22 protein-coding genes are annotated in these 21,117 nt (G+C 52.0%); 15 read left to right on the top strand and 7 right to left on the bottom strand.

Features of this window, described 5'->3' with window-relative positions; translation table 11 throughout:
* The first annotated feature begins 149 nt into the window (after positions 1–149).
* Genes SE15_RS07630 through SE15_RS07610 form a run of 5 tightly spaced genes read left to right on the top strand, consistent with a single transcriptional unit; the run spans position 150 to position 4,190 of the window.
* Positions 150–1,322 (top strand): cysteine desulfurase family protein, encoded by a 1,173-nt coding sequence (locus tag SE15_RS07630; RefSeq protein ID WP_054521531.1) that lies wholly within the window; start codon positions 150–152, stop codon positions 1,320–1,322.
* Between the two features lie 5 nt (positions 1,323–1,327).
* Positions 1,328–2,419, top strand: coding sequence for a tRNA 2-thiouridine(34) synthase MnmA (mnmA, locus tag SE15_RS07625; protein WP_054521530.1), 1,092 nt, complete (start codon positions 1,328–1,330; stop codon positions 2,417–2,419).
* Between the two features lie 10 nt (positions 2,420–2,429).
* The gene (locus SE15_RS14495) at positions 2,430–2,711 is read left to right on the top strand and encodes a hypothetical protein (RefSeq protein ID WP_054521529.1); all 282 of its coding nucleotides are present in this window, start codon (positions 2,430–2,432) and stop codon (positions 2,709–2,711) included.
* Positions 2,708–3,574 (top strand): tRNA (adenine-N1)-methyltransferase, encoded by an 867-nt coding sequence (locus SE15_RS07615; RefSeq protein WP_054521528.1) that lies wholly within the window; start codon positions 2,708–2,710, stop codon positions 3,572–3,574. The genes SE15_RS14495 and SE15_RS07615 overlap by 4 nt, the downstream gene beginning before the upstream one ends.
* Positions 3,552–4,190, top strand: a complete 639-nt coding sequence (locus SE15_RS07610; RefSeq protein ID WP_054521527.1) for an NUDIX hydrolase — start codon at positions 3,552–3,554, stop codon at positions 4,188–4,190. Before SE15_RS07615 ends, SE15_RS07610 begins: the two co-directional genes overlap by 23 nt.
* Positions 4,191–4,261: 71 nt before the next feature.
* Here the strand turns inward: SE15_RS07610 and SE15_RS07605 are convergent, their stop codons facing one another.
* Positions 4,262–4,906, bottom strand: a complete 645-nt coding sequence (locus tag SE15_RS07605) for a 50S ribosomal protein L25 (protein WP_054521526.1) — start codon at positions 4,904–4,906, stop codon at positions 4,262–4,264.
* Positions 4,907–5,073: 167 nt separating this feature from the next.
* Here SE15_RS07605 and SE15_RS07600 point away from each other — a divergent pair, with 167 nt between their 5' ends.
* A complete protein-coding gene (locus SE15_RS07600) occupies positions 5,074–6,627 on the top strand; it encodes a M1 family metallopeptidase (protein WP_054521525.1) in 1,554 nt (517 codons plus the stop codon).
* On the opposite strand, the gene lhgO is transcribed toward SE15_RS07600, so the two are convergent.
* Positions 6,628–7,851, bottom strand: a complete 1,224-nt coding sequence (gene lhgO, locus SE15_RS07595; RefSeq protein ID WP_054521524.1) for an L-2-hydroxyglutarate oxidase — start codon at positions 7,849–7,851, stop codon at positions 6,628–6,630. It lies immediately after the preceding gene.
* A gap of 356 nt (positions 7,852–8,207) precedes the next feature.
* Between lhgO and SE15_RS07590 the strand changes: the two genes are divergently transcribed.
* From SE15_RS07590 to SE15_RS07550, 9 genes are all read left to right on the top strand, one after another.
* Positions 8,208–8,615, top strand: a complete 408-nt coding sequence (locus SE15_RS07590) for a response regulator transcription factor (RefSeq protein WP_054521523.1) — start codon at positions 8,208–8,210, stop codon at positions 8,613–8,615.
* A 28-nt stretch (positions 8,616–8,643) separates the two neighbouring features.
* Complete coding sequence (locus SE15_RS07585; protein ID WP_054521522.1) at positions 8,644–9,012, top strand: DUF192 domain-containing protein; 369 nt, start codon at positions 8,644–8,646, stop codon at positions 9,010–9,012.
* A gap of 7 nt (positions 9,013–9,019) precedes the next feature.
* Positions 9,020–10,411 (top strand): LysM peptidoglycan-binding domain-containing M23 family metallopeptidase, encoded by a 1,392-nt coding sequence (locus tag SE15_RS07580; protein WP_054521521.1) that lies wholly within the window; start codon positions 9,020–9,022, stop codon positions 10,409–10,411.
* Between the two features lie 77 nt (positions 10,412–10,488).
* Complete coding sequence (locus SE15_RS07575; protein WP_054521520.1) at positions 10,489–12,078, top strand: hypothetical protein; 1,590 nt, start codon at positions 10,489–10,491, stop codon at positions 12,076–12,078.
* Positions 12,071–12,502 carry a hypothetical protein gene (locus tag SE15_RS07570; protein WP_054521519.1) on the top strand — a complete coding sequence of 144 codons (432 nt, stop codon included), beginning with the start codon at positions 12,071–12,073 and terminating at the stop codon, positions 12,500–12,502. The genes SE15_RS07575 and SE15_RS07570 overlap by 8 nt, the downstream gene beginning before the upstream one ends.
* 149 nt (positions 12,503–12,651) lie before the next feature.
* Complete coding sequence (locus SE15_RS14820; RefSeq protein WP_054521518.1) at positions 12,652–13,209, top strand: 5-methylcytosine restriction system specificity protein McrC; 558 nt, start codon at positions 12,652–12,654, stop codon at positions 13,207–13,209.
* The gene (locus SE15_RS14815) at positions 13,193–14,026 is read left to right on the top strand and encodes an McrC family protein (RefSeq protein ID WP_160316686.1); all 834 of its coding nucleotides are present in this window, start codon (positions 13,193–13,195) and stop codon (positions 14,024–14,026) included. The genes SE15_RS14820 and SE15_RS14815 overlap by 17 nt, the downstream gene beginning before the upstream one ends.
* Positions 14,011–15,735, top strand: a complete 1,725-nt coding sequence (locus SE15_RS07555; protein WP_054521516.1) for an McrB family protein — start codon at positions 14,011–14,013, stop codon at positions 15,733–15,735. Before SE15_RS14815 ends, SE15_RS07555 begins: the two co-directional genes overlap by 16 nt.
* Before the next feature lie 308 nt (positions 15,736–16,043).
* A complete protein-coding gene (locus SE15_RS07550; protein ID WP_054521515.1) occupies positions 16,044–16,697 on the top strand; it encodes a response regulator transcription factor in 654 nt (217 codons plus the stop codon).
* Between the two features lie 66 nt (positions 16,698–16,763).
* Here the strand turns inward: SE15_RS07550 and SE15_RS07545 are convergent, their stop codons facing one another.
* Genes SE15_RS07545 through SE15_RS07525 form a run of 5 tightly spaced genes read right to left on the bottom strand, consistent with a single transcriptional unit; the run spans position 16,764 to position 21,095 of the window.
* Positions 16,764–17,612: a TIM barrel protein gene (locus SE15_RS07545; protein WP_054521514.1), complete on the bottom strand. Its 849-nt coding sequence runs from the start codon at positions 17,610–17,612 to the stop codon at positions 16,764–16,766.
* Positions 17,613–17,648: 36 nt separating this feature from the next.
* Positions 17,649–18,029: a diacylglycerol kinase family protein gene (locus tag SE15_RS07540; RefSeq protein WP_054521513.1), complete on the bottom strand. Its 381-nt coding sequence runs from the start codon at positions 18,027–18,029 to the stop codon at positions 17,649–17,651.
* Positions 18,030–18,040: 11 nt separating this feature from the next.
* Positions 18,041–18,490, bottom strand: a complete 450-nt coding sequence (ybeY, locus tag SE15_RS07535) for an rRNA maturation RNase YbeY (RefSeq protein ID WP_054521512.1) — start codon at positions 18,488–18,490, stop codon at positions 18,041–18,043.
* Positions 18,487–20,643, bottom strand: a complete 2,157-nt coding sequence (locus tag SE15_RS07530) for an HD family phosphohydrolase (protein ID WP_054521511.1) — start codon at positions 20,641–20,643, stop codon at positions 18,487–18,489. The genes ybeY and SE15_RS07530 overlap by 4 nt, the downstream gene beginning before the upstream one ends.
* Entirely contained in the window at positions 20,640–21,095 is a 456-nt protein-coding gene (locus SE15_RS07525) for a GatB/YqeY domain-containing protein (protein ID WP_054521510.1), read from the bottom strand. Before SE15_RS07525 ends, SE15_RS07530 begins: the two co-directional genes overlap by 4 nt.
* Positions 21,096–21,117: the final 22 nt, after the last annotated feature.

Below are 21,117 nucleotides of genomic sequence, written 5' to 3'. Positions count from 1 at the left end.
GATGATCTCCTCACTATTGAGAGTTTATCGTGAAATTAAATCTTTTGTCAAATGGCTTCTTATGAACGCCAGGGGATCGAAACATCTCGTGCTATAATCGGGAGTTATCAGAGACGAAGTGCTGATTTTAGCGTTATCTGGAGCGAGAGATGACCTGGGATGAACGTGTTTATCTGGATTACGCTGCCACTACCCCGGTGGCTGATCGAGTCATAAGGGCAATGTTGCCTTTCTTTGGGGGCACGTTTGGCAACCCCTCCTCGGTGCATTTTGAGGGTCAACAAGCCGAGGCTGCGCTGGAAGAAGCACGTGAGCGGATTGCGCGAGCACTGGGGGCCAAACCCAGGGAAATAATTTTCACTTCGGGGGGGACGGAGAGTGATAATTTGGCTTTGCGCGGAATTGCGCTGGCGGAACATCAACGGCGCGGAGCATATCGCATTCTGATCACGCCCGTTGAGCATCATGCAGTTTCAGCAACAGCCCGCCAGTTGCAGGATGTGTTTGGTTTCATTGTGGATTACGTACCTGTGGATTCCTATGGCCGTGTGGATCCGGATGACTTGCGTGGCTTGATTGATTCGAGTACGGCTCTGGTTTCAATTATTCACGCGAATAATGAAATTGGTACTCTCAATCCGATTGTCGAGCTTGCAGCCGTTTGTGCGGAGAAGGGTGTGCCCTTTCACACAGATGCTGTTCAATCGGTGGCACACCTGCGGTTGGATGTGAGGGCCTTAGGAGTTTCAGCGCTTTCGATTGGTGCCCACAAGTTCTATGGGCCCAAAGGGGTTGGGGCGCTCTATGTGCGTCAGGGGACGTCTATTCTTCCTATTCAAACTGGAGGCGCCCAAGAGCGGGGTTTACGCGCTGGAACCGAGAATGTGCCGTTGATAGTCGGCATGGCCGAGGCCCTTGAATGGACCCTGGAAACACTTGACCAGGAAACGCAACGTTTACGCGCATTGCGGGATCACTTAATTGAAGGAATATTGAACACCATCCCCCGCGTGCGACTGACTGGACATCCTATAGAACGGTTGCCCAACCACGCCTCCTTTGCCTTTGAGAATGTTGAGGCCAACGCACTCCTGATGTACCTGGACCATGCAGGTTTTGCGTGTTCTTCAGGATCGGCTTGTAAGACGGGCAATCCGGAGCCTTCTGAGGTCCTACAGGCGATTGGCTTCACCTCGCAGTGGGCTATGGGCGGGCTACGGGTGACCTTGGGACGAGGTACAACTCAAGACCATATTGAACGGTTTTTGGGCGTGCTGCCGGCAGCAGTGGAGAAGTGCCGGGTTGTTAGCAGGGTGAATTAATCAGCATGGAGCCGGATCGAAACCCTAAGGTTGTGGTCGCAATGAGCGGGGGCGTTGACTCCTCAGTTGCTGCTGCATTGTTGGTCGAGCAGGGGTATGATGTCACGGGGATGATGCTTCGCTTATGGAGCGAGCCGGGCAAAGAAGATCTCAACCGTTGTTGTACCCCGGATGCGATGATGATGGCTCGGCGTGTGGCAGCCAAGTTGGGGATCCCCTTTTACGTTGTGGATGTAAGGGAAAAATTTCGTGAATGGGTGGTAGGGGCCTTTATCCAGGGTTACCTGACGGGGATGACGCCTAACCCCTGTCTGGTTTGCAATCGTCAGATTCGGTGGGGATTGCTGCTCCAGCAAGCCCTTTCACTGGGCGCCCAGTGGTTGGCGACCGGACACTATGCGCGAATTGAACGAGACCAGCAGGGGCGCTTTTTGCTCTTACGCGCTCTGGACGCCAACAAGGATCAATCCTATGTGCTCAGTGTGTTGGGGCAGGAGGAGTTGCGCCACACGCTATTGCCCATTGGGGGCTATACCAAACCTCAGGTACGCGAACTGGCGCGTGCATTCGGTTTACCGGTGGCGGAGCGATCGGAGAGCCAGGATTTGTGTTTTCTGGCCGGAGAGGATTACCGAGATTTTCTGGTACGGCATGCTCCTGAGGTGATCCGCCCTGGGCGGATTGTCAATCGTGAGGGTGAGGTTCTGGGCGAACACCACGGGCTGGCGTTTTACACAATCGGGCAACGCAAGGGATTGGGGGTGACGTCTTCCCGACCCCTCTATGTGATTGACAAAGACATTCGCCAGAATCTCCTGATTGTTGGACACCTGGAGGACTTGGGAAAGACGGTGCTTCATGGGGCCCCGGTGAACTGGGTGTTGGGTGAGCCTCCAGCGGAGCGATTCCGTGCCGAGGTAAAGATCCGCTATACTGCTAATCCCCTTCCTGCGACGGTCATAGTGGAGACACCGCAACAGGTACGGGTTGAATTTGACCAAGCGGTTCGAGATATTACACCTGGCCAGCGCGCGGTTTTTTACGATGGGGATGTGGTCGTAGGTGGGGGGACTATCGTTTCAGCATCGAACAGGTAAGGATTTAACGATGACCATACAAAGCATCCTGCTTGGCATTTGCATGGCCACACTGTTGGGGGCGCTCTTTCACTTGTGGCGAGGAGGCGGCTGGGTGAAACTGATAGCGTACCTGGTAGCGGCTAACCTGGGCTTTTGGGTAGGGCACTGGGCTGCTGGTGCGCTGAATTGGACGGCAGGGCGAGTTGGACCGATCAACCTGGGGGGTGCACTGGTGGGCGGCGTTCTCTTTCTTGGCCTTGCTTATTGGTTAGGCCAGGTCGAACCCCCTCAAGGAGGAAAACGGGCGTGAGCTGGAATCTTCATTCAACTTTTGTACAAGATGGTGACCTGGTTTATTTGGTCAGTCCGCGGCGCAAAGCTTTCATCTTGCGTCTGGAAAAAGGCGGTGAATTTCACAGCCATCGTGGCATCATCAAACATGACGATATGATTGGAAAACCCTGGGGAAGCCGTGTTGCCAGTCACATGGGAGAAACTTTCCTGGTGCTCCAGCCTTCCCTGGCCGATCTGATCCGTGAGTTACCCCGGACCACTCAAATCCTCTATCCGAAAGACATTGGCCTGATCCTGGTCAATATGAGTATTGGCGAAGGACAGCACATACTCGAGGCTGGCACCGGCTCAGGCTCGCTTACCTGTGCATTTGCTTTTGCTGTGGGCGCTCATGGGCGGGTGACCAGTTACGATGTGCGCGCGGACGTGCAAAACCTAGCGGCAAAAAACCTGCAACGTCTGGGACTGGCTGAACGGGTAACCCTTAAACTGCGGGACATTGCGGCTGGTTTTGACGAACGCGAGGTAGATGCTGTATTTCTGGATGTGCCCAATCCGCAGGATTATACGGAACAAGCCCGTCAAGCGCTTAAGCCGGGGGGATTTTTTGGTAGCATTTTGCCTACTACGAACCAGGTAACGCGTTTGGTGGCCGCCTTGAGAGCGCAAGCGTTTGATCTGATTGAGGTATGCGAAGTGCTTTTGCGCCATTACAAGCCAGAACCTGAGCGATTGCGACCAGTGGACCGCATGGTGGCTCACACTGGTTTTCTGATCTTTGCCCGCGCCGTCCAGGCAGGGTCAGAAGCACTTTCAGAAGAGCACCTTTCAGAGATGGAAATGGCGCACGAGGATGATGGCGAAGCGGCCACTTTCTGATACTGCCGGTGCGGTGAATCACCTCACTTTAGAGACCATTCAGCAACGGCTGGCTGAGTTTCAATCTACCTGGTCGGCCTCGAATCCCACCTTGTTTGTTCAGCGGACGTCCCTTCGTCCGGCCGCGGTTCTGGTGCCGTTGGTGCGGGAAGGCGGGGAGTGGCATTTGCTTTTTACCCGTCGCAGTTCACGTGTGCAGAATCACAAAGGACAGGTCGCCTTTCCGGGTGGAGCGATCGAACCAGAAGATCCTTCGGTGGAGAGTGCGGCTTTACGGGAGACCTGGGAGGAAATTGGGGTTGAGGCGTCACGGATCACGCTTTTGGGCCAATTGCCGCTGCTTACGTCGGTGACTCATTACCTCATTTACCCAGTGGTGGGTAAGATGGACTGGCCGGTGTCGCTTCGATTATCTGAGGAAGAAGTTGAAAAGGTTTTTACAATCCCGTTGGCTTGGCTGGCTCAGCCGGACCACCTGGAGCGAGAGATTCTGCCCGCGGGAGACGGTACTCTTCACGAGGTGCTCTTTTTCGCACCCTATCAGGGGGAGCGTGTTTGGGGCATTTCTGCCCGCATTGTTTATTTGCTGCTAAAAGCCCTAAAACTTACGGCATAAAGGCGCAAATAAAACTGGATGCCCTAAGAAAGGCATCCAGTTTTATAGGCTACCATGACCAGAGGGGAAGGCTATTCCTCTTCCACCTCTTCTTCTTTCTTACCACGTTCGATGACCTCGGGTTCTGCCAGGCCTACTTCTTCTCCCTCGACCATTTCTTCTTCAGCGCCGCCCGTTATTACTGCCACTACTTCATCGGGATCCTCCAGACACTCGACATTGGGCGGGAAAGTGAGATCACGGACATAAATGGCATCGCCAACGCGGGCCAGACCGGAGATATCCACCACAATCTTTTCGGGCAGGTCCTGGGGCAGACAGGAGACTTCAACCTCCTCGAGGTTGGTGATAAGGACGCCATTGAAGTCACGCACGGCGGGAGCCTCACCTACAAACTCAAGGGAAACATCTGCGCGAATTTTCTCGGTCAGGGAAACGACCTGGAAATCCACATGCAGCAGTGTGCCCTTGATAAAGTCGCGCTGTTTCTCGCGGATCAACGCAGCGTGCTGGGTGCCGTCAAGTTCGATGGTCACCAGGGATGAGGGTTTCAGGCCAGCGAGCACTTTAGTGGCTTCGTGCAGGTCGAGAGTAATTGGGGTAGGTTCAAAGTGATGCCCGTATAGGATCGCAGGAAGCTGACCTGCGCGACGTAAAGCGCCAACCTTTTTGCCAATCACGTTTCGGCGGGTGGCTTTTAATACAACTTTTTCCATTTTTTTCCATCCTTCGAGCGCCTCTCACCTCGGTAAATCGAGGTTACCTTCGCTCTTTTTGAGGTATGATATAGGCCAGTTAAATTGGCCGCAGGGTGTGATTTTAAGCACCTCTGTCGGCTTCGTCAAGGCTACATGTTCCCCCAATTTTGGGTGAGAGGTGGGGTATGCTAACGAGGCGATTTGGGCGAGCAATCTTGGGGTGGTGTTTGGGTGTGAGCGTGGGGCTTGGCCTGGTGGCTTGCCAGACGGTTAGGGATACACCGTTAACCCCAACAAAACAGACTCACGAGATTGTTTCTCCATCGCTATCATCCTCGGCGCCGGCTCCTACACCAGTGGCTGAGGTGACCGAAACGGTTGCACTGACTTCTACAGAGGTGTATCCAAATAAAGGTGAATTAACCCGCTATCGCCTAAGGCTAAGACTGAATCCCGAAGCCCATACTGCCCAGGTGGAGGCTGTAATAAACTGGGTCAATGACACAGGAGATTCCCAATCTAAACTACCTCTGGTCATCGAGCCAGCTGGTTATCCAAATGGGTTTATATTGATAGAGGCGCTTCAAGATGGAAAACCGGTAACTCTGGTGCAGGATACAGTAAATGTCTGGTGGCTTCAGCCAGTAACCCCGGTGGCCGCAGGGGGTACGAGCGAGTTTACCGTTACTTACCAGTTGGATCTTCCAGAGATTCCTCCACCTTCAGGCACAGCCAAGCCCCAGATCTTTGGCTTCACCCAGCGGCAGGTGAATCTGGTGGACTGGTATCCCTATGTGCCCCCTTATCAGGGTGGTGGATGGCTAACTCACACGCCAGGATTTTTTGGTGAGCATTTGGTCTATCCGTTGGCTGATTTTGAGGTAACTTTGCAGGAGGTAACTTTGCAGATTGAGGGAACGACGCGTGAATGGGTGGTTGCGGCCAGTGCTCCGATCGAGCGCACGTCGGAGGGAACTCTTCTTTTTGAGCATCAGGGAGCGCGCAATTTTGTGCTTTCCCTCAGCCCTGAATACCGCTTGTTTGAGCAGACGGTCAATGGAGTGGATGTGCGCGGTTATGTTTTCCCAGAAAATGAGCGGGCAGGACAGGCAGCGCTGGAGGCTACTGCGCAGGCGCTGGATTTGTATTCCCAGTGGTTTATTCCCTACATGCGGCCTCAACTTAGCCTGGTAGAAGCCGATTTTCTGGATGGGATGGAATACGATGGACTGTATTTTCTGAGTAAGGGGTTTTACAACCTGTACGACGGTACTCCGCAGGGGTATCTGACCATGATCGCTGCTCACGAAACGGCGCATCAATGGTGGTATGTTCGGGTGGCAAATGATCAGGCTATGCATCCCTGGTTAGATGAAGCCTTGTGTACCTATAGTGAGCGCCTATTCTATGAGAGCATTTACCCCGATCTGGTATCCTGGTGGTGGTTCTACCGTGTCAACTATTATCAGCCGGGGGGATGGATAGATCAAAGCATTTACGATTATGCGGGATACCAGGCCTATCGAAACGCAGTGTATTTACGCGGGGCCCAGTTTTTTGAGGGAGTGCGCCAAACCATGGGGGATGAGGCATTCCTGGCCGCCTTACGTGAATACGCTCAACGCTATGACGGGAAGATTGCCTTCCCGGAAGATCTGTTAGATGTGCTGAATGCGCATTCCCCGAACGACCTTGAGCCCATTTTTCGCCAATATTTGAGCGCCTATCTTCCCCGCTGATCAGGCCGTCTCGCGTTCAGGGATTTCGAAGGATTTCAAGGCCATTTCAGCAATAGTTTGACCGATGCTAATGGAGGCGGTGGCGGCGGGTGAAGGCGCATTTAGGACATGGATCATTTGCGGGGCTTCCAGGATGCTAAAGTCATCGAGCAGGGCTCCATTGCGTCCCAGAGCCTGGGCGCGCACCCCCGCTCCCCCGCGTTTGACGTCCTCTTCGCGTAATTCGGGGAGCAGGCGCTGGAGGGCGCGCACAAATGCACGTTTGGAGAGAGAGCGGTAGAATTCACCCAAACCGGTTTTCCAGTATTTCAGTCCCATGCGCCAGAAGCCGGCGAAGAAAAGGTACTCACCAATATCGCGGAGTGAAATATCCGTCATGCGGTAGCCTTCGCGTTTAAAGGCAAGTACGGCGTTGGGTCCAGCCTCTACACCCCCGGTGACACGCCGAGTGAAATGGACCCCTAGAAAAGGAAAGCGTGGGTCTGGGACGGGGTAAATCAGATTTTTGACCAGGTATTGGCGCTCAGGCACAATATCGTAATACTCGCCCCGGAAGGGGATAATTTGTAGGTCGGGCTTCAGGCCGCACATGCGGGCTACCCGGTCGGAATGCAGGCCGGCGCAATTAATCAAATGACGAGCCTCATAGTTACCCGCCGTGGTTTCAAGAATCAGGTTCTCTCCTCGCCGTTGGAATCCAATCAGGCGGGCACGCGTTTGAATGACTGCACCTTGAGCCTGGGCTAACTCAGCGTATTTCTGGGTCACGCGAATGTAATCAACAATGCCGGTGTAAGGGACGTAAATAGCAGCCAATCCGGTGGTGTGAGGTTCGTAGTCCTTGATCTCATCCGGCCCAAGTTTGCGGATCTCGGCCAGTCCATTTTCTAAACCACGCTGATAGAGTGCTTCCAGGCGAGGAAGTTCTTCAGGCAGAGTGGCAACAATGATCTTACCACAGCGCTCATGGGGAATTTCGTATTGCTCGCAGAAGCGGTACAATGCTTCTCGCCCCTGAATGCAGTTTCGGGCTTTCAATGAGCCAGGCTTGTAGTAAATCCCCGAATGAATGACTCCGCTGTTATTGCCGGTTTGGTGAGCGGCGAGGCGATCTTCGGCTTCCAGGATGATGAGGGAAGCGCGGCTAGATCGAGTCAAAGCCATCGCCGTGGCCATACCCACGATTCCACCTCCAACGATTGCAATGTCATAACGCGCCATCATGATGAAAACTTCCTCCTCGAGCGGGTGGTATTGGGGCGCCATAAAGATTTCTTATTGGGTCGGCTATGTAGCAAATGCGCCACCATGATTATAGCGCGTTTCACGTAGGGGCGGGCCTTATGAGTGGGACTTGATTGGCAGTCAATTGCATTGGATCACATAAATAATGAGGATATGAGCAAAATTCATGTGAAAATAGAATCGCCTTACCGAAACTAAATTATTTTTCGGGGAACGGAGTGATTGTCTCTCTACTCTATTGTGAACTTAACGGACATTGCCAATCTCCGGCTCATTCCCGCCAGGTATTTGAATGCTATGTGGTAAACTTGTATATATGCAAGGGAGTGAGCAGCATGACGGATGACCAAAGACCTAAACGCATTGTATATATTGAAGACGACCAGGAAATGATTGAACTGGTCACGTTAATCCTGAGTCGTCGGGGTTATGAGGTCATTGGCGCCCAAGGGGGACGGAATGGTCTGGAAGTTGCCCTTGCGCAGGTGCCTGACTTAATCTTGCTGGATCTGATGATGCCGGATGTAGATGGGTGGGAGGTCTTTCAGCAATTAAAGAACCGCGAAGAGACGCGCAAAATCCCGGTAATTGTGATCACTGCCAAGGCTCAGCCCATAGATCGCGTGCTTGGGCTTCACATTGCCAAGGTGGATGATTATATAGCCAAACCTTTCCACCCCCAGGAACTGGTTGAAAGTATAGAAAATGTGCTGAAGAGTGTCTCGGGCCAGCCCTCGGCCTGAATGTGTGGGGAGGTGAGCCTGCGCTGACATGCCCCTTGGTATCATCCAGAATCTAACCAGGCCACTGGAAATCCCCCTGCGGGTCCGTGTTTGTTCGAGTTATTGGGAACGATTGCGAGGGTTGATGTTTCACCCCCGCCTTGCCCCTTATGAGGGCATTCTTCTTGTTGAGCCCGAGGAGGGGCGTTTTCAGGCAGCAATTCACATGCTTTTCATGCGATTTGACATTGCTGTCGTGTGGATCAACCGTGCCGGGCGGGTTGTGGATGTGCGCCATGCACGTCCATGGAAGGGTATATATATGCCCCAACAACCGGCTTCGTATATTCTCGAAATCCATCCCATTCATCTTAGTCATTTCAGGGTGAGCGATGAGGTCGAGATCACTATACTTTAGGGTTTTCGTGGTTCTGCTGGTGCTGTTGCTCTCCTGGACAACACCCCCACCTGCCGTATTGGCACAAACGGAGGACTTGCCAGTTTACATTGTTCAACCTTCGGACACGATCAATACCATTGCGCGCCGGTTTGGGATTTCGCCTCAAGAACTTGTTCGGGTTAACCAGTTGACCAACCCGGACCTTATAAGCGTTGGTATGGCGCTTAAGATCCCCGGATTCGCAGGGGTTCATGGCACCCTGACCACAGTTTCGGTGCCCCTTGGGGCTTCTCTGGCCTCATTGAGCCGTCAGTATCAAATCAGTGAAGAGCAAATCATCCGTTTGAATCGCTTGACCAGTCCTTCGCAACTGTTTGTGGGGTCCACCCTGATTTTGCCGGTGCAAGAGGAAGTAAACCGTTCACAGTCCGTGCATTTGGTAAGCCTGCAGGCCGGGCAATCCCCGCTCGAACTGGCTGTGGACTCAGGGCTTACTTTATGGGAACTTTTGCTCCAAAATGATATTGAGACCAGTGCGCGCCTTTTGCCTTTAGACCCTGTGGCGGTTAAGACGGATCAATCCTCCTCGGAGAAAGTGTCCGCTCTTCCAGGGGCTCCCGATTTTGTGCAAGGGGTTGAGCTCTATCCTCTGCCAGTCACGCAAGGGAAGACAGTGGTGGTCAAGGTGGGTGTGACCCAACCGGTCAGACTAAGTGGTGCTATTGGGGATTGGTCCCTTCAATTTGATACCCTGGATGCAAGTACCTATGGGGCTTTACAGGGTATCCATGCCCTGGCACAGCCTGGACTGGTTGACTTCTCGCTTTCCATGGTTACCCAAGATGGAAGGGTGTTCTCATTTAGCCAGCCTGTCCTCTTACAGCCCGGTAATTACCCCCAGGATCCGCCTCTGTATGTTGATCCACAAACTCTGGATAAATCGATAACCGAGCCAGAGGATCAACTGGTGCGCACGGTGACGAGCGGAAACACTCCCGTAAAGTACTGGAAGGGCACTTTCCGCAAACCTGTGGACGAGCCCAGTTGCATCAAATCCTGGTTTGGCAATCGTCGTTCATACAATGACAGCGGTTACACCTATTTCCATACTGGAGTGGATTACGGAGTATGTGCAAATCTAAACATATATGCACCAGCGGCGGGAATCGTGGTATACACCGGTTCCCTGACGGTTCGCGGCAATGCTACCATCATTGATCATGGGTGGGGGGTCTATAGTGGATTCTGGCATCAGAGTCAAATCCTGGTAAACGTAGGGGATCGTGTTGAAGCCGGGCAACTGATTGGTGAGATCGGCGGTACCGGGCGCGTAACTGGCCCACACCTCCACTGGGAGGTCTGGGTGAATGGGGTTCAGGTGGAGCCCCTGGATTGGTTGGAGCGGGAATATCCGTGAGCCGGAGAGATGATGTATAATTTTTGTGCTTTTTGGTGCAATCTATTTTGTGACCCTGAAGAGAACGGATAGGAGACATGGCCTCATTAGGATTATCCCTTGAGCCTGGCTACTGGCAAAACTTCACTATCGCAGATGAAGACTTGCAATTTCTTTATAATCACCTCCTTGAAACCGAGATGCCTCAAACAGCCGCAGAATTGGCTGAGGTTTTGATCAAGGAGCGTATTCATCGAGAAATTGAGCGTCTCAAGAGGGAACAGGAGGCGGGGGGAGAGCTTTACCAACCCAAAAATCACTATCGTATCGGACAGGCCCTGCGTTTCCCTGCCCTTGGAATGAAACAGGGTGTGGTGGTAAACGTGCGTCCGGGGTTCAATCCGGATTACCCACCTTTTGAGGTGATTGAAGTTGAATTTGATTCCTCCACTCATAAGGAGTTTGCTGCCGGGCTGGCGGAGCATTCCTTGAATGCCCCAATGGTGGTCAACGCTCAAGATCCTCTCCTGGACGCCAAATACGTGATCAAACATTACGGGCGTGAAATTGCTGCCAAACTCAACGCGATTTTTGAGACAAACCCCGATTTGGTGCGAATTGCGGGTGCCTGGTTCCCGCGTGCATTGCTGGTGGATGTCTCGATTGGGTACTTAAATCTGGCAGAGGCTGTTCTGGAGATGGCCGGAGGTGGGCCGCTTCCCACCCGTGCCATTCTTGAACAGATTGAACTGCCCTCAGATGTAAATCCTAAGCTCACCGAGTTCTCTCTTAATCTGGCGCTTCAGGAAGATGGGCGCTTTGATGAGGTGGGTCCGGCGGGGCAGATTTTGTGGTTCCTGAAACGGCTAGAACCAGAAGCCGTTCAGACGCCCCCTGTGCTTCTAAAATACAGTGCGCAGGATGGGTTGGTGAAGCCCCCACCGAACATTTTGGAGGAACTTAATCGGCTCGTATATGACGAACTGGAGGATTATGAGGTTCCAAGTGAGGAGGTTGGCGAGGTTACATTAAGTTTAATTTTCCCACACTGGCGGGCTGGTACGCTTCCTCTTGCGGGACCCGTTGCAACGCTCTTCCCAACAGCGTATGAATCGCCGCGGGTGCGTTTCAATTTTGTGGATGAGGAAGACGGAACCCCTTACCCGGGTTGGGTGGTGCGTCCATATCGGTATATATATGGATTGAAAGAGTGGTTTGCCCGCCAGGGGGTGATTCCGGGTAGCCTGATCACAGTTCGTCAGGGTGAAAAACCTGGGGAGGTGTTTATCCGTGCGCGTAAGAAACGCCCTACCAAGGAATGGTTGCGAACGGTGCTCATTGGCTCCGATGGGGGAATTGTCTTTACCATGCTCAAACATACCCTTGGGGTCGAATACGATGAGCGCATGATCATCATCATCCCAGACCCGGATCGCCTGGATCAGGTGTGGGAGCAAATGCATCATCAGCGTACCCCGCTTGAACGGGTGGCGCGGACGATGGCGAAGGAACTGGCCAAACTGAACCCGCAGGGACATGTTCACGCGCAGGAACTCTACGCGGCGGTTAATCTGGTTAAGCGCTGTCCGCCTAGCGCCTTGCTCGCCGTGCTGGCTGGGTTGCCGGATGTCACTCATTTGGGCGACCTTTATTTCCGCCTGAGCGAAGAGGAGGACAGGCATGAGTAGCCCTCAATCCTTTAGCATGATTCGCCCGACGATTAAGACGCCTTTCCACATTGATTTTGAGTGGTGGCAGCATCATGATTCTAATTGGCGTGTTTATTTAAATGATTTTCTTTGTCCTGAACATCAGAAAGCCTTTGAGGGTAAAGCGGAAATCTGGATTGATGATATAGATCCCCAAACGGCTGAGGTGCACCGGGTTGATGGTTTGCAGCATATATTGATGAATCACTGTGCTAAACAACCAGATTTCCTACTCCGCGAGACCTCACTGATCAATAAGATTTTTAAGTTGCTGTTAGCCAATGGCAACCGCCCTATGACTCCTGAAGAGATGGCGCCCTTGGTAGGGCGTCCGGCCGAGGTGATTCTCCGCACCCTTTCAGGTCCGCAGGTGTATTACGGCATTCGCCCCTGCAAAGGTTAGAGATTTATGGCAGGGGGAGGGGGTAGGGCTTTGTGTGTTAGTTATATTTTTTCTTTAGGTTTGGCTTCCAGGTAGGGGGGCTCAATGTAGGTAGATAGAAGTTTTAGATTCGGCATTGAGAAGAGGTTTTTGGGGAATACATTGTCTGGATGACTAATCGCGTAATCACCCTTTTCGAGCAACAAGCAGTTCCCTATCATGCACTTGGCTTATCCAGTAGTGATCCTTTGCTGGAAGTGCTCGAGCGCATTAATCAGGATCAAGGGAAAGAGATTATTCGCCTTGAACGCAAAGCCTTGCGAACCCTTCAGTACGTTGGAGTCATCCAGACGGAAAGATGTACCATCCAGATTTTGCCCAAAATTGATTATGATCCCCGGATAGGCACGGCCTCGTCTAATGTCCTTTTATCTGAAAATTCGGCAGGGATTACCGCTGCACGAAACTTGATATACATGTTAATTCACACCCGCAACCTAAAACTGCATCATCTAACCCTGGCCTCGGTGGGCACCGTTCAAGCGGGCTGGTTCGAAATGCTTACCCGGCTGTTTGCCGATGAACTACTAATCCAGTTAAAACAAGGGTATCACCTTGATTATGTGGTGCAGGAGGATTTGCTTCCCTACTTGCGAGGACGGTGGAATGTTACTCGTCAGTTTGTCCGTTATCCTGATCTAAGTGGGGGGGTTGGATGTTGCTTATGACGAATATTTGCCAGATACACCATTAAACCGAATTTTTCGTTTGGCAGTCAGGCAAATGCAATTAATTACGCGTGATTCGGCAAATCGACAGCGACTAGCCGAATTGGACGATTTACTCCAACCCGTTGAGATTCCTACGAGTGCATCTGCCTACCTAGATAAGATCCATTTTACGAGACTCAGCGAACGCTTCAAGGGTGCTTTTGACCTGGCACGTTTATTTCTGCTAGGACAGTCAGTGCATCTGTTAGCCGGTGCACAGCAAGCGTGGGCGTTTGTTCTGGATATGAACCAATTATTTGAAGCGTTTGTTACCAGCCTGCTTCAATCCAACCGAATCCGCATTATTCCACCTCAATGGAAAGAGACCGTGATCGAAACGCAAGGGGGCAGAGTACCCAAATACCTTGCCCGACCAAATTACTCCAATGCGAAACCCTTTTCGCAGATCAAACCGGACATTTTGATCAAACGAGGGAGCACACCCTTTCTAATTATCGATGCCAAAAACAAAGTTTTATCACATCAGCCGGTATACGCATCCATAGCCGAAGATGACCTCTATCAAATGGTAGCATATGCTACTCGATTGCGTTGTCCAAATGTTTTACTTCTTTATCCGCGGGCAAAGAATACTAACGTCATACCCTTTTTCCTGGATGTTGAACTTTCTCCTATCCGCATTTATGTTGCCACACTTAATCTGCACCAACCTTTGGATAAGTTGGATGGGATAATTGGCGAATTTAGGGATATCTTGGGGTATGTCCATCGACATATGAACATGACGGAGGAGACCTTATGGCGCGCAGATTAAAGGATCAGTTACTTTACGATACGTTTGCTCTGTTTAAGGAGCGCTGCTTAATTGGGGATACCTCTCTGCTTTGGCCAGAACGGCGTATCTGGACGCTTGAAAACCTGAGGCGGTGGAAAAAGTTGGTTAATGACCGCCCAATCTCGACCTCTCAAACATTCAGCGAAAAGATAGAAGATCAGTTAGCCCAAGCACCTACTGCGTTGTGGGCTATCACGGCTGATCTTCTCTTCGTCTATTACCTTCCATCCACGAGCATTACTTTTTCAACCCGTATAAATCGAATTCGTTGGGCAGCAGAAAAAGCTGGTCTTAGTTTGCCTGCCGAGGACGACCCAATTTGGGAAGCTCACCGCCAATTGGGGTTTTGTAGAACGGCTTATAAATACCATATTCGCATTACACAGTTGAACTTACTTGCCTTGTTTGCGATAAAGGTGAAAGAACTATCAGACCCCAATTCGTGTTTGAATGATCCAAAGTGCGTTTCGGGTTTATTGGATGAAATCCTCGAAAGCATTGAGAACAAGGGAGACCGCGCTTATGACATGCGCCATGCTATTTTGTATCTAATGTTTCCCGAAAACTATGAGCGGATTATCAGTACAACTGACAAACGAAAGATTGTAGAGCACTATAAACGATATGTTACCGAGCCGACGGCAGACTTAGATGATCAACTTCTCCAGATTCGCCAGCAATTGGTCAAAATACGCCCTCAAGGTCCAGATTTGGATTTTTACGATCACTTGAGGGATGAATGGGGAAGAGGGATTAAAGAGTCCCCTGATGATAAAGTCGTTGAAAAGGCTATACAATTGCTTCTTCGCTTTAAAAATTTAATACTGGCCGGGCCACCTGGTACTGGGAAAACTTACTGGGCCAAGCAAATTGCCGAACGATTGGTGGCCGAGCAGAATAGTGTATCACAAGTGGTCGTCGGAAAGACTGCCACTTATATTTACTGGGTTACCTTTCATCAATCCTATGCGTATGAAGACTTTGTTGAGGGCTTGCGCCCCAAGCTTGATACCAATACCTCCAATGGTCTCTCTTTCGAGATTAAGTATGGTATTTTCCGCCGGCTTTGTGAACTTGCTGAACAGGATTCACAACATCGGTATGTGCTTGTCATTGACGAGATTAACCGTGGAAATATTGCCAAAGTGTTTGGCGAATTAATGACCCTGATTGAGGCAGACAAGCGCGGTAATTTGTCGGTGTTACTTCCTTATAGCAATCAGCCTTTTCGTGTGCCGTCCAATCTTTTTCTCATCGGAACAATGAACACTGCCGATCGCAGTATCGCGCTTTTGGATGTTGCCCTACGCCGTCGTTTTGCTTTTTTGGAATTGATGCCCGATGCCGCCCTGTTGGATGAAATAGTTATTGAAGAAGACTTGAATTTGGGTACCTGTTTACGGAAAATTAATCAACGCATCACTGAAACGCGCGGTGCGGACTATCAAATTGGACATAGTTATTTTCTCCCGTTGAAGCAAAAAAGCCTTACCCGGGAGGAAAAGATTGCTCTCTTGGATGACATTTGGAATTTTCAAATTGTTCCGCTGCTCAAAGAATACTTCTATGGCCAAACTGATTTATTACAACAGGTATTGCCAAGTTTCTTCGCTCAGGATGAGTCACCCGTTACTACTGTTCCTGTTTTACACGATGATGATTTGATAGCAGCCTTGAGTCGCCTGTGAGACCTGATCTTCACCTGCAGAATTCTGGGACGTGAAAATGGAAGTTTGATAGAGGGGAAGTCGCTCCCCACACGGGGAGCGTGGATTGAAAATCCTGCCCCCCTCCATCAAGATCGAGCAACTGTTCTTCGTCAAGCCCCGAACGCACAACAGTCCCAATTTGCTTAGCGTCCCCTCACATGAGTGATTTTGAGACGCATGTGAACCCCGAAAAGCCCTTTATTCAGAAAGACCCTATCTTGTCATAATAGGGGCTTTTGAATATACTCAAGAGCGGGGTTGGTTCTGGATTTAAGGAGGTAGCGATTATGGCAAAGCAGAGGATTTTGCTGGTAGATGATCACGAGGTGGTGCGCCTGGGGCTGAGGGCTTTATTGGAACATCACCCACAATTTGAGGTAGTGGGTGAGGCAGGGACGGCGAAAGAGGCTTTGGAACAAGTGGCTCAACATCGCCCGGATGTCGTGTTGATGGATATTCGCTTACCGGGGGCTTCGGGGATTGAAGCCTGCGAGGAGATCACTCAGAAATATCCTGAAACCAAAGTGATTATGCTAACCTCCTATGCGGAGGACGAGATGCTCTTTTCGGCAATCCGGGCGGGGGCTTCAGGATATGTGCTGAAACAAATCGGTCGCGAGGACCTGATCCGGGCCATTGAGGCGGTCGGGCGTGGAGAAGCCTTGCTCGATCCGGCGGTTACCCAGCGAGTTTTTCAAGAAGTGCGCCGAGCGGTTCGGGAGGAAGAGGCTTCTGCTTTTGCTAACCTCAGCCAGCAGGAGAAGCACGTTTTGTTATTGGTTTCGGAGGGCAAGACCAACCGCGAGATTGCTAAAGCACTTTACCTGGGGGAAGGTACGGTACGCAATTATGTCAGCAGCATTCTTTCAAAATTGGGGGTTAGCAATCGTGCCGAAGCCGCGGCCTACGCGGTCGAACACAACCTGCGAGATTACCTTTAGAGAACAGGGGCTGATCCCCTGAAAAGGCGTGAAAGGGGCGGGGCCATCCCGCCTTTTGTTTTTTTTCTAGCCCATGGGAAACAAAGCATCCCAGGTTTCTTGCATCCAGAGGGCATCTGTTTCGAGGTTAGGGCTCTCACAGAGAATGCGTCCAGCACAGCCACGATCGTGCAAGGCGGAAAAAAGCGCTTTGACGTCGAAATCCGATTCTTGGATGGGCAGATGATTGCGTTCCCCCTTGGTCGAGTACTCAATGCCGGAGAGGTGAATGTGTAAGCGCTGTAGGGATTCTTCCCCTAGGGCACGGGCGTAGGTCTCCAGGACGCGCATCCACTCATCGTAACTGTTCATGGAGCCATCCCCGGCTCGTGCATGTAGGTGGGCAAAATCCAGACAGGGTTGTACCTGTGGGACTTCATGGCTCATCTGGAGCACATCTTCCAGCGAGCCGATCATGGCTGATTTCCCCATTGTCTCCGGGCGGAGTGTCACCCGAACACCCCTGGCCTGGAGCTCTTCCACGCATCCTTGTAAACGCGAGATCACCTTTCCCATAACCTGGGCAGCACTTTCACCAAAATAGGAGCCAGGATGAAACACAATATCGGTGGCTCCGGCAAGAAACCCGTAAAAAGCTGCATCTATTAGCCGCTGGCGGGATTTCGGCCATTCCTCATCCGAGGCATTTAGGTTGATAAAGTAAGGCGCATGGACACTTAAGGCGATCCCGGTTTCTTTGGCCGCTGCTGAAATTTGCGCACATGTCTCGGGGGTGACCCGTACAGCCTGCACCCAGCCCAGTTCCAGGGCTGAAAGTCCCAGAGAAGCAATCTGGTAAACAGCCCCCACCGATCCACCCGGCTTTTTGGGGGTGGAGAGGGGAGAGCCTACGGTACCAAAGCGGAATGGGCGCATGATTTTAAGTCCTTTCTAGCCCGGAGCGGGCGCAGTTTACCAGAGAGCAAAGACTTTTTGGAAAAGCGGAGGCCCTAGAATCAAAAATCCGATGACTGCTGCGGTGATAGCAGCAATCAGGACGGCGGCAGCCGCGGTGTCTTTGGCGATCCCAGCCAGGGGATGGGTGTCCGGATTGACAAGGTCAATGAAGGCTTCTAGCGCGGTGTTGAAGGCCTCACTCAGCCAAACCACGCCAATGGCAAAAGTCAAGAGTGCCCATTGGATCAGGTCAAGGTGTAGCCAGAAGCCCAGCGCAATAACCAATAAGGTTGCCATGGCATGAATCCAGGCGTTTTTCTGGGTACGCAAGACATATCCCAGACCGCTGAAAGCGTGGCGAAAGGCCGGTAGTCGCGAACGAAGAAACCGGATCATGCGCTTGCCTTTCAATCAGGTAAGATTTGGGAATTGCAACCCAGGGATTGAAGGATTTCAGACTGAAGACGCCACATGATTTGTTTCTCATCTTCTTCGGCGTGGTCGTAGCCCAGCAGGTGCAGAACGCCATGCACAACCAGCAAAGTCATTTCACATTCCAGGCTATGACCAGATTTTTGGGCCTGTTCGTTTGCTTTTTCCCACGAAATGATGATATCACCGGCATAGAGGCGCTGTGTATCCGGGTCAACCTCGCCGGAAGGGAAGGATAGCACATCGGTGGGAACATCATCACCAAGGAACTCGCGATTAAGGCGTTGTAACTCATTGTTGTCGCTGATTACTATGGAAAGGTCCACATCCTTGTTTTGGTGCTTCAAGACGGTTTCAGCGGCCTGGATAATCGAATCTTCATTTACCCGGTTTTCGAAAGGAGGTTCAATTATGAGGTTGATCATGGGGAGTGACTTTCCAGAGGGGATGGAGATTCTATGGGTTGAGTTTCCGGCTCATCCGAGGATTTGGAAATTGGCTGGACCTCGGGGTATTTGATCCGTGGATGATAGGCGTTAAGCAGGGTTTTGGTGAAGGATTCGGTAATCAGATAAAAATCACGCAGGGTCAGGTTGGTCTGATCTAATTGCCCTTCGCGCTGGCAATACTCAATGGCTTTGCGCACCAGATTCCGGAATTCTTCTTCCTCGGTGGGGGTTTCAGCCCGGGCACGTGCCTCGGTCATGTCTGCCAGCATGAGGAGGGCAGTCTCGCGGGATTGAGGAGGAGGCCCTGGGTAGCGAAAGCGTTCCATATCCACCTGGGTGGGATCGTTACCTGCTGCTTCAAGCGCACGGGCATATTGGTAGCGGGCGATCAGGGTGCCGTGGTGCTCACGGATGAAGTCAATAATCCGAGGGGGGAGGCGGTGCTTGCGCGCCAGTTGCACACCATCCTCCACGTGGCGAATGATGATCTCAGCACTGGTGTAGGGATCCAGTTCATTATGGGGGTTGGTCTTTCCCTGGACCTGGTTTTCAATGAAGAAGGCCGGATTAACAGCCTTGCCAATGTCGTGGTAAATGGCCCCAACGCGGGTCAGCAGGGTGTCTGCGCCGATGGCTTCGGCTGCTTGCTCGGCAAGATTGGCGACCTGAAGGCTGTGTTGGTAGGACCCCGGGGCGTTTCGCAGAACGAATTGAAGCAGAGGATGATCAGGTCGAAGCAGATCCAGGAGTTGTAGCGGGGTGATGACCCCCAGGGCTTGAGAAAAGAGAAATTGGAGCAGGAGGGTCAGACTGGCCGAAGCAATGCCATTAATGAACGAAGACCCCACCAGGGTAGTGATGCCGATCCAATCCGCAAAAGGGTCGGGCAGACGAAAGGCGATAATCATGGCGCTCCCGATCAGCCCAATGGCGATGCCTGCTCCAAAAAAGTTGGCCACCCGGCGGGCCTTTCCTAATGCCAGAATGCCTACCAGGCTGGTGAGGAGGTAGAACATGAACAATCCGAGTGCGTTGGGCAGATTGTAGGTCGAGAGCAGGCTCAGTACTAACGAGAAAATGAGTCCGATCTCCAGGTTATAGAGACTGGCCACGGTGAGGGCGAAAGCAGGCAGAGGATATAAGTAGGGAACAACGACTCGATTGGGAATGATGATGCGGGCAGCATAAAGGAATGCCAGGAAGGTGAGTGCCAGCAGCAAAAGGGCCTTAAGACTTTCGAGCGAGGGGGCGCGTCGGCGGGTGAAATAAAGACCAATGAAGACACTCAGAGAGGCTACCAGTGCAGTGGCTGCTGCAATCTCCCGGTAACGGTTTTCGGTTTCAACCAGGCCGAATTTCTCCAGGGCCTCCATGACAACCGGGGTGATCAGCTGACCGCGGCGCACGATAACCTCGCCCGCCAGGTAAGAGCGTGTGACGGGCTCAACACGTTTGGCGGCCTCTTCGCGGGCTTTTTCGGTCAGTGCTTCGCTGTATAGGCTATTGGGCTGAACCAAGGGCGTTACCAGGTCCGCGACGATGCGAGCCTGTTCCTCAGGAAGGGTGAAACTGATCATCCCGGGGACACTCTGACGGGCTTCCTCCAGGCGATCCTCTCGAATGGTGCCCCGCATGACCTGCTCGAGGGTAAGCAAGGCTTCTTGCTGAATGGTTTGCCACTGATTGTCATTTAGATCTATGATCAGCCGCGCCGTTTCCTCAGAAAGAGGAATTTCGGCCAGAGCCCGCAAGTCCTCAATCTTTTGTTCGGCCGTGGCATATGGGTCATAACGAACCGTTGTGATGTAATTTAGCGCCAGTTGCAATTTTTCAATCTGGCGACGCGTGATAGAGGGGTCAGGAGGAAGGTAAACCGGGGCAACCGATTTGCGGGCTTCCTCTTGGGCTTGACGAGTCAGCACATCACTGACAAACGTCAAATTCTTAGGAGCCAGTATGTCTTGGGTTGCAACATCGCCAACCTTAAGGCTCAAGTACGGAGGGCGGATGGCAATGGGAAAGAGCAGCGCTCCGAGGGAGAGGAGGCTGCAAAGGATCAACAGAGCGCGCTTAATGGCAATGCGATTAAGACGCTCAACCAGCGATGGAGGAAAACGTAAAGTCTTCATGTCTCCTTTTGTAGGAGCTCCCGCACAACCCGGCTGGCGGTTTCCCCACTGGCACGTCCTTGCAGGCGCGGCATGAGAATTTTCATCACTTTTCCCATGTCCGCTGGGGTTTTCGCCCCGGCCTCTTCAATGGCAGATTTGGCCATGGCGAGCAATTCTGCTTCCGATAGCGCCTGAGGTAAAAATTCTTGAATGACCTGGATTTCTGCCTCGGCAGCCTGCACCAGATCAGAGCGTTGGCCTTTTTGAGCATCTTCGATGGTTTCACGGCGGGATTTAACCTCTTTATGTAGGAGGGCCAGAGTCGCGTTATCATCCAGCCCACTCCCTTTCTCAACCTCCGCTAGGCGAATGGCTGAGAGGATCATACGGATGGTTCGCTTGCGAACTTCGTCACCGCTGCGCATGGCATCTCGCAGTGCCGCTTCGAGTTTTGCTTTTAATTCTCCCATCGCTTTCTCTCCAATCTCGATT

Origin of the sequence: Thermanaerothrix daxensis, assembly GCF_001306145.1 — a bacterium.
GTDB lineage: Bacteria > Chloroflexota > Anaerolineae > Anaerolineales > Anaerolineaceae > Thermanaerothrix > Thermanaerothrix daxensis.
The sequence above is the reverse complement of the archived record's forward strand: the minus strand, read 5'-3'. Positions and strand labels throughout refer to the sequence as shown.

Excerpts from the sequence above, each read along its gene's own strand:
- SE15_RS07630 (WP_054521531.1), top strand. The coding sequence starts at position 150 with ATGACCTGGGATGAACGTGTTTATCTGGATTACGCTGCCACTACCCCG.
- mnmA (WP_054521530.1), top strand. The coding sequence starts at position 1,328 with ATGGAGCCGGATCGAAACCCTAAGGTTGTGGTCGCAATGAGCGGGGGC.
- SE15_RS14495 (WP_054521529.1), top strand. The coding sequence starts at position 2,430 with ATGACCATACAAAGCATCCTGCTTGGCATTTGCATGGCCACACTGTTG.
- SE15_RS07610 (WP_054521527.1), top strand. The coding sequence starts at position 3,552 with ATGGCGAAGCGGCCACTTTCTGATACTGCCGGTGCGGTGAATCACCTC.
- SE15_RS07605 (WP_054521526.1), bottom strand. The coding sequence starts at position 4,906 with ATGGAAAAAGTTGTATTAAAAGCCACCCGCCGAAACGTGATTGGCAAA.
- SE15_RS07600 (WP_054521525.1), top strand. The coding sequence starts at position 5,074 with ATGCTAACGAGGCGATTTGGGCGAGCAATCTTGGGGTGGTGTTTGGGT.
- lhgO (WP_054521524.1), bottom strand. The coding sequence starts at position 7,851 with ATGATGGCGCGTTATGACATTGCAATCGTTGGAGGTGGAATCGTGGGT.
- SE15_RS07590 (WP_054521523.1), top strand. The coding sequence starts at position 8,208 with ATGACGGATGACCAAAGACCTAAACGCATTGTATATATTGAAGACGAC.
- SE15_RS07585 (WP_054521522.1), top strand. The coding sequence starts at position 8,644 with ATGCCCCTTGGTATCATCCAGAATCTAACCAGGCCACTGGAAATCCCC.
- SE15_RS07575 (WP_054521520.1), top strand. The coding sequence starts at position 10,489 with ATGGCCTCATTAGGATTATCCCTTGAGCCTGGCTACTGGCAAAACTTC.
- SE15_RS07570 (WP_054521519.1), top strand. The coding sequence starts at position 12,071 with ATGAGTAGCCCTCAATCCTTTAGCATGATTCGCCCGACGATTAAGACG.
- SE15_RS14820 (WP_054521518.1), top strand. The coding sequence starts at position 12,652 with ATGACTAATCGCGTAATCACCCTTTTCGAGCAACAAGCAGTTCCCTAT.
- SE15_RS07555 (WP_054521516.1), top strand. The coding sequence starts at position 14,011 with ATGGCGCGCAGATTAAAGGATCAGTTACTTTACGATACGTTTGCTCTG.
- SE15_RS07550 (WP_054521515.1), top strand. The coding sequence starts at position 16,044 with ATGGCAAAGCAGAGGATTTTGCTGGTAGATGATCACGAGGTGGTGCGC.
- SE15_RS07545 (WP_054521514.1), bottom strand. The coding sequence starts at position 17,612 with ATGCGCCCATTCCGCTTTGGTACCGTAGGCTCTCCCCTCTCCACCCCC.
- SE15_RS07540 (WP_054521513.1), bottom strand. The coding sequence starts at position 18,029 with ATGATCCGGTTTCTTCGTTCGCGACTACCGGCCTTTCGCCACGCTTTC.
- ybeY (WP_054521512.1), bottom strand. The coding sequence starts at position 18,490 with ATGATCAACCTCATAATTGAACCTCCTTTCGAAAACCGGGTAAATGAA.
- SE15_RS07530 (WP_054521511.1), bottom strand. The coding sequence starts at position 20,643 with ATGAAGACTTTACGTTTTCCTCCATCGCTGGTTGAGCGTCTTAATCGC.
- SE15_RS07525 (WP_054521510.1), bottom strand. The coding sequence starts at position 21,095 with ATGGGAGAATTAAAAGCAAAACTCGAAGCGGCACTGCGAGATGCCATG.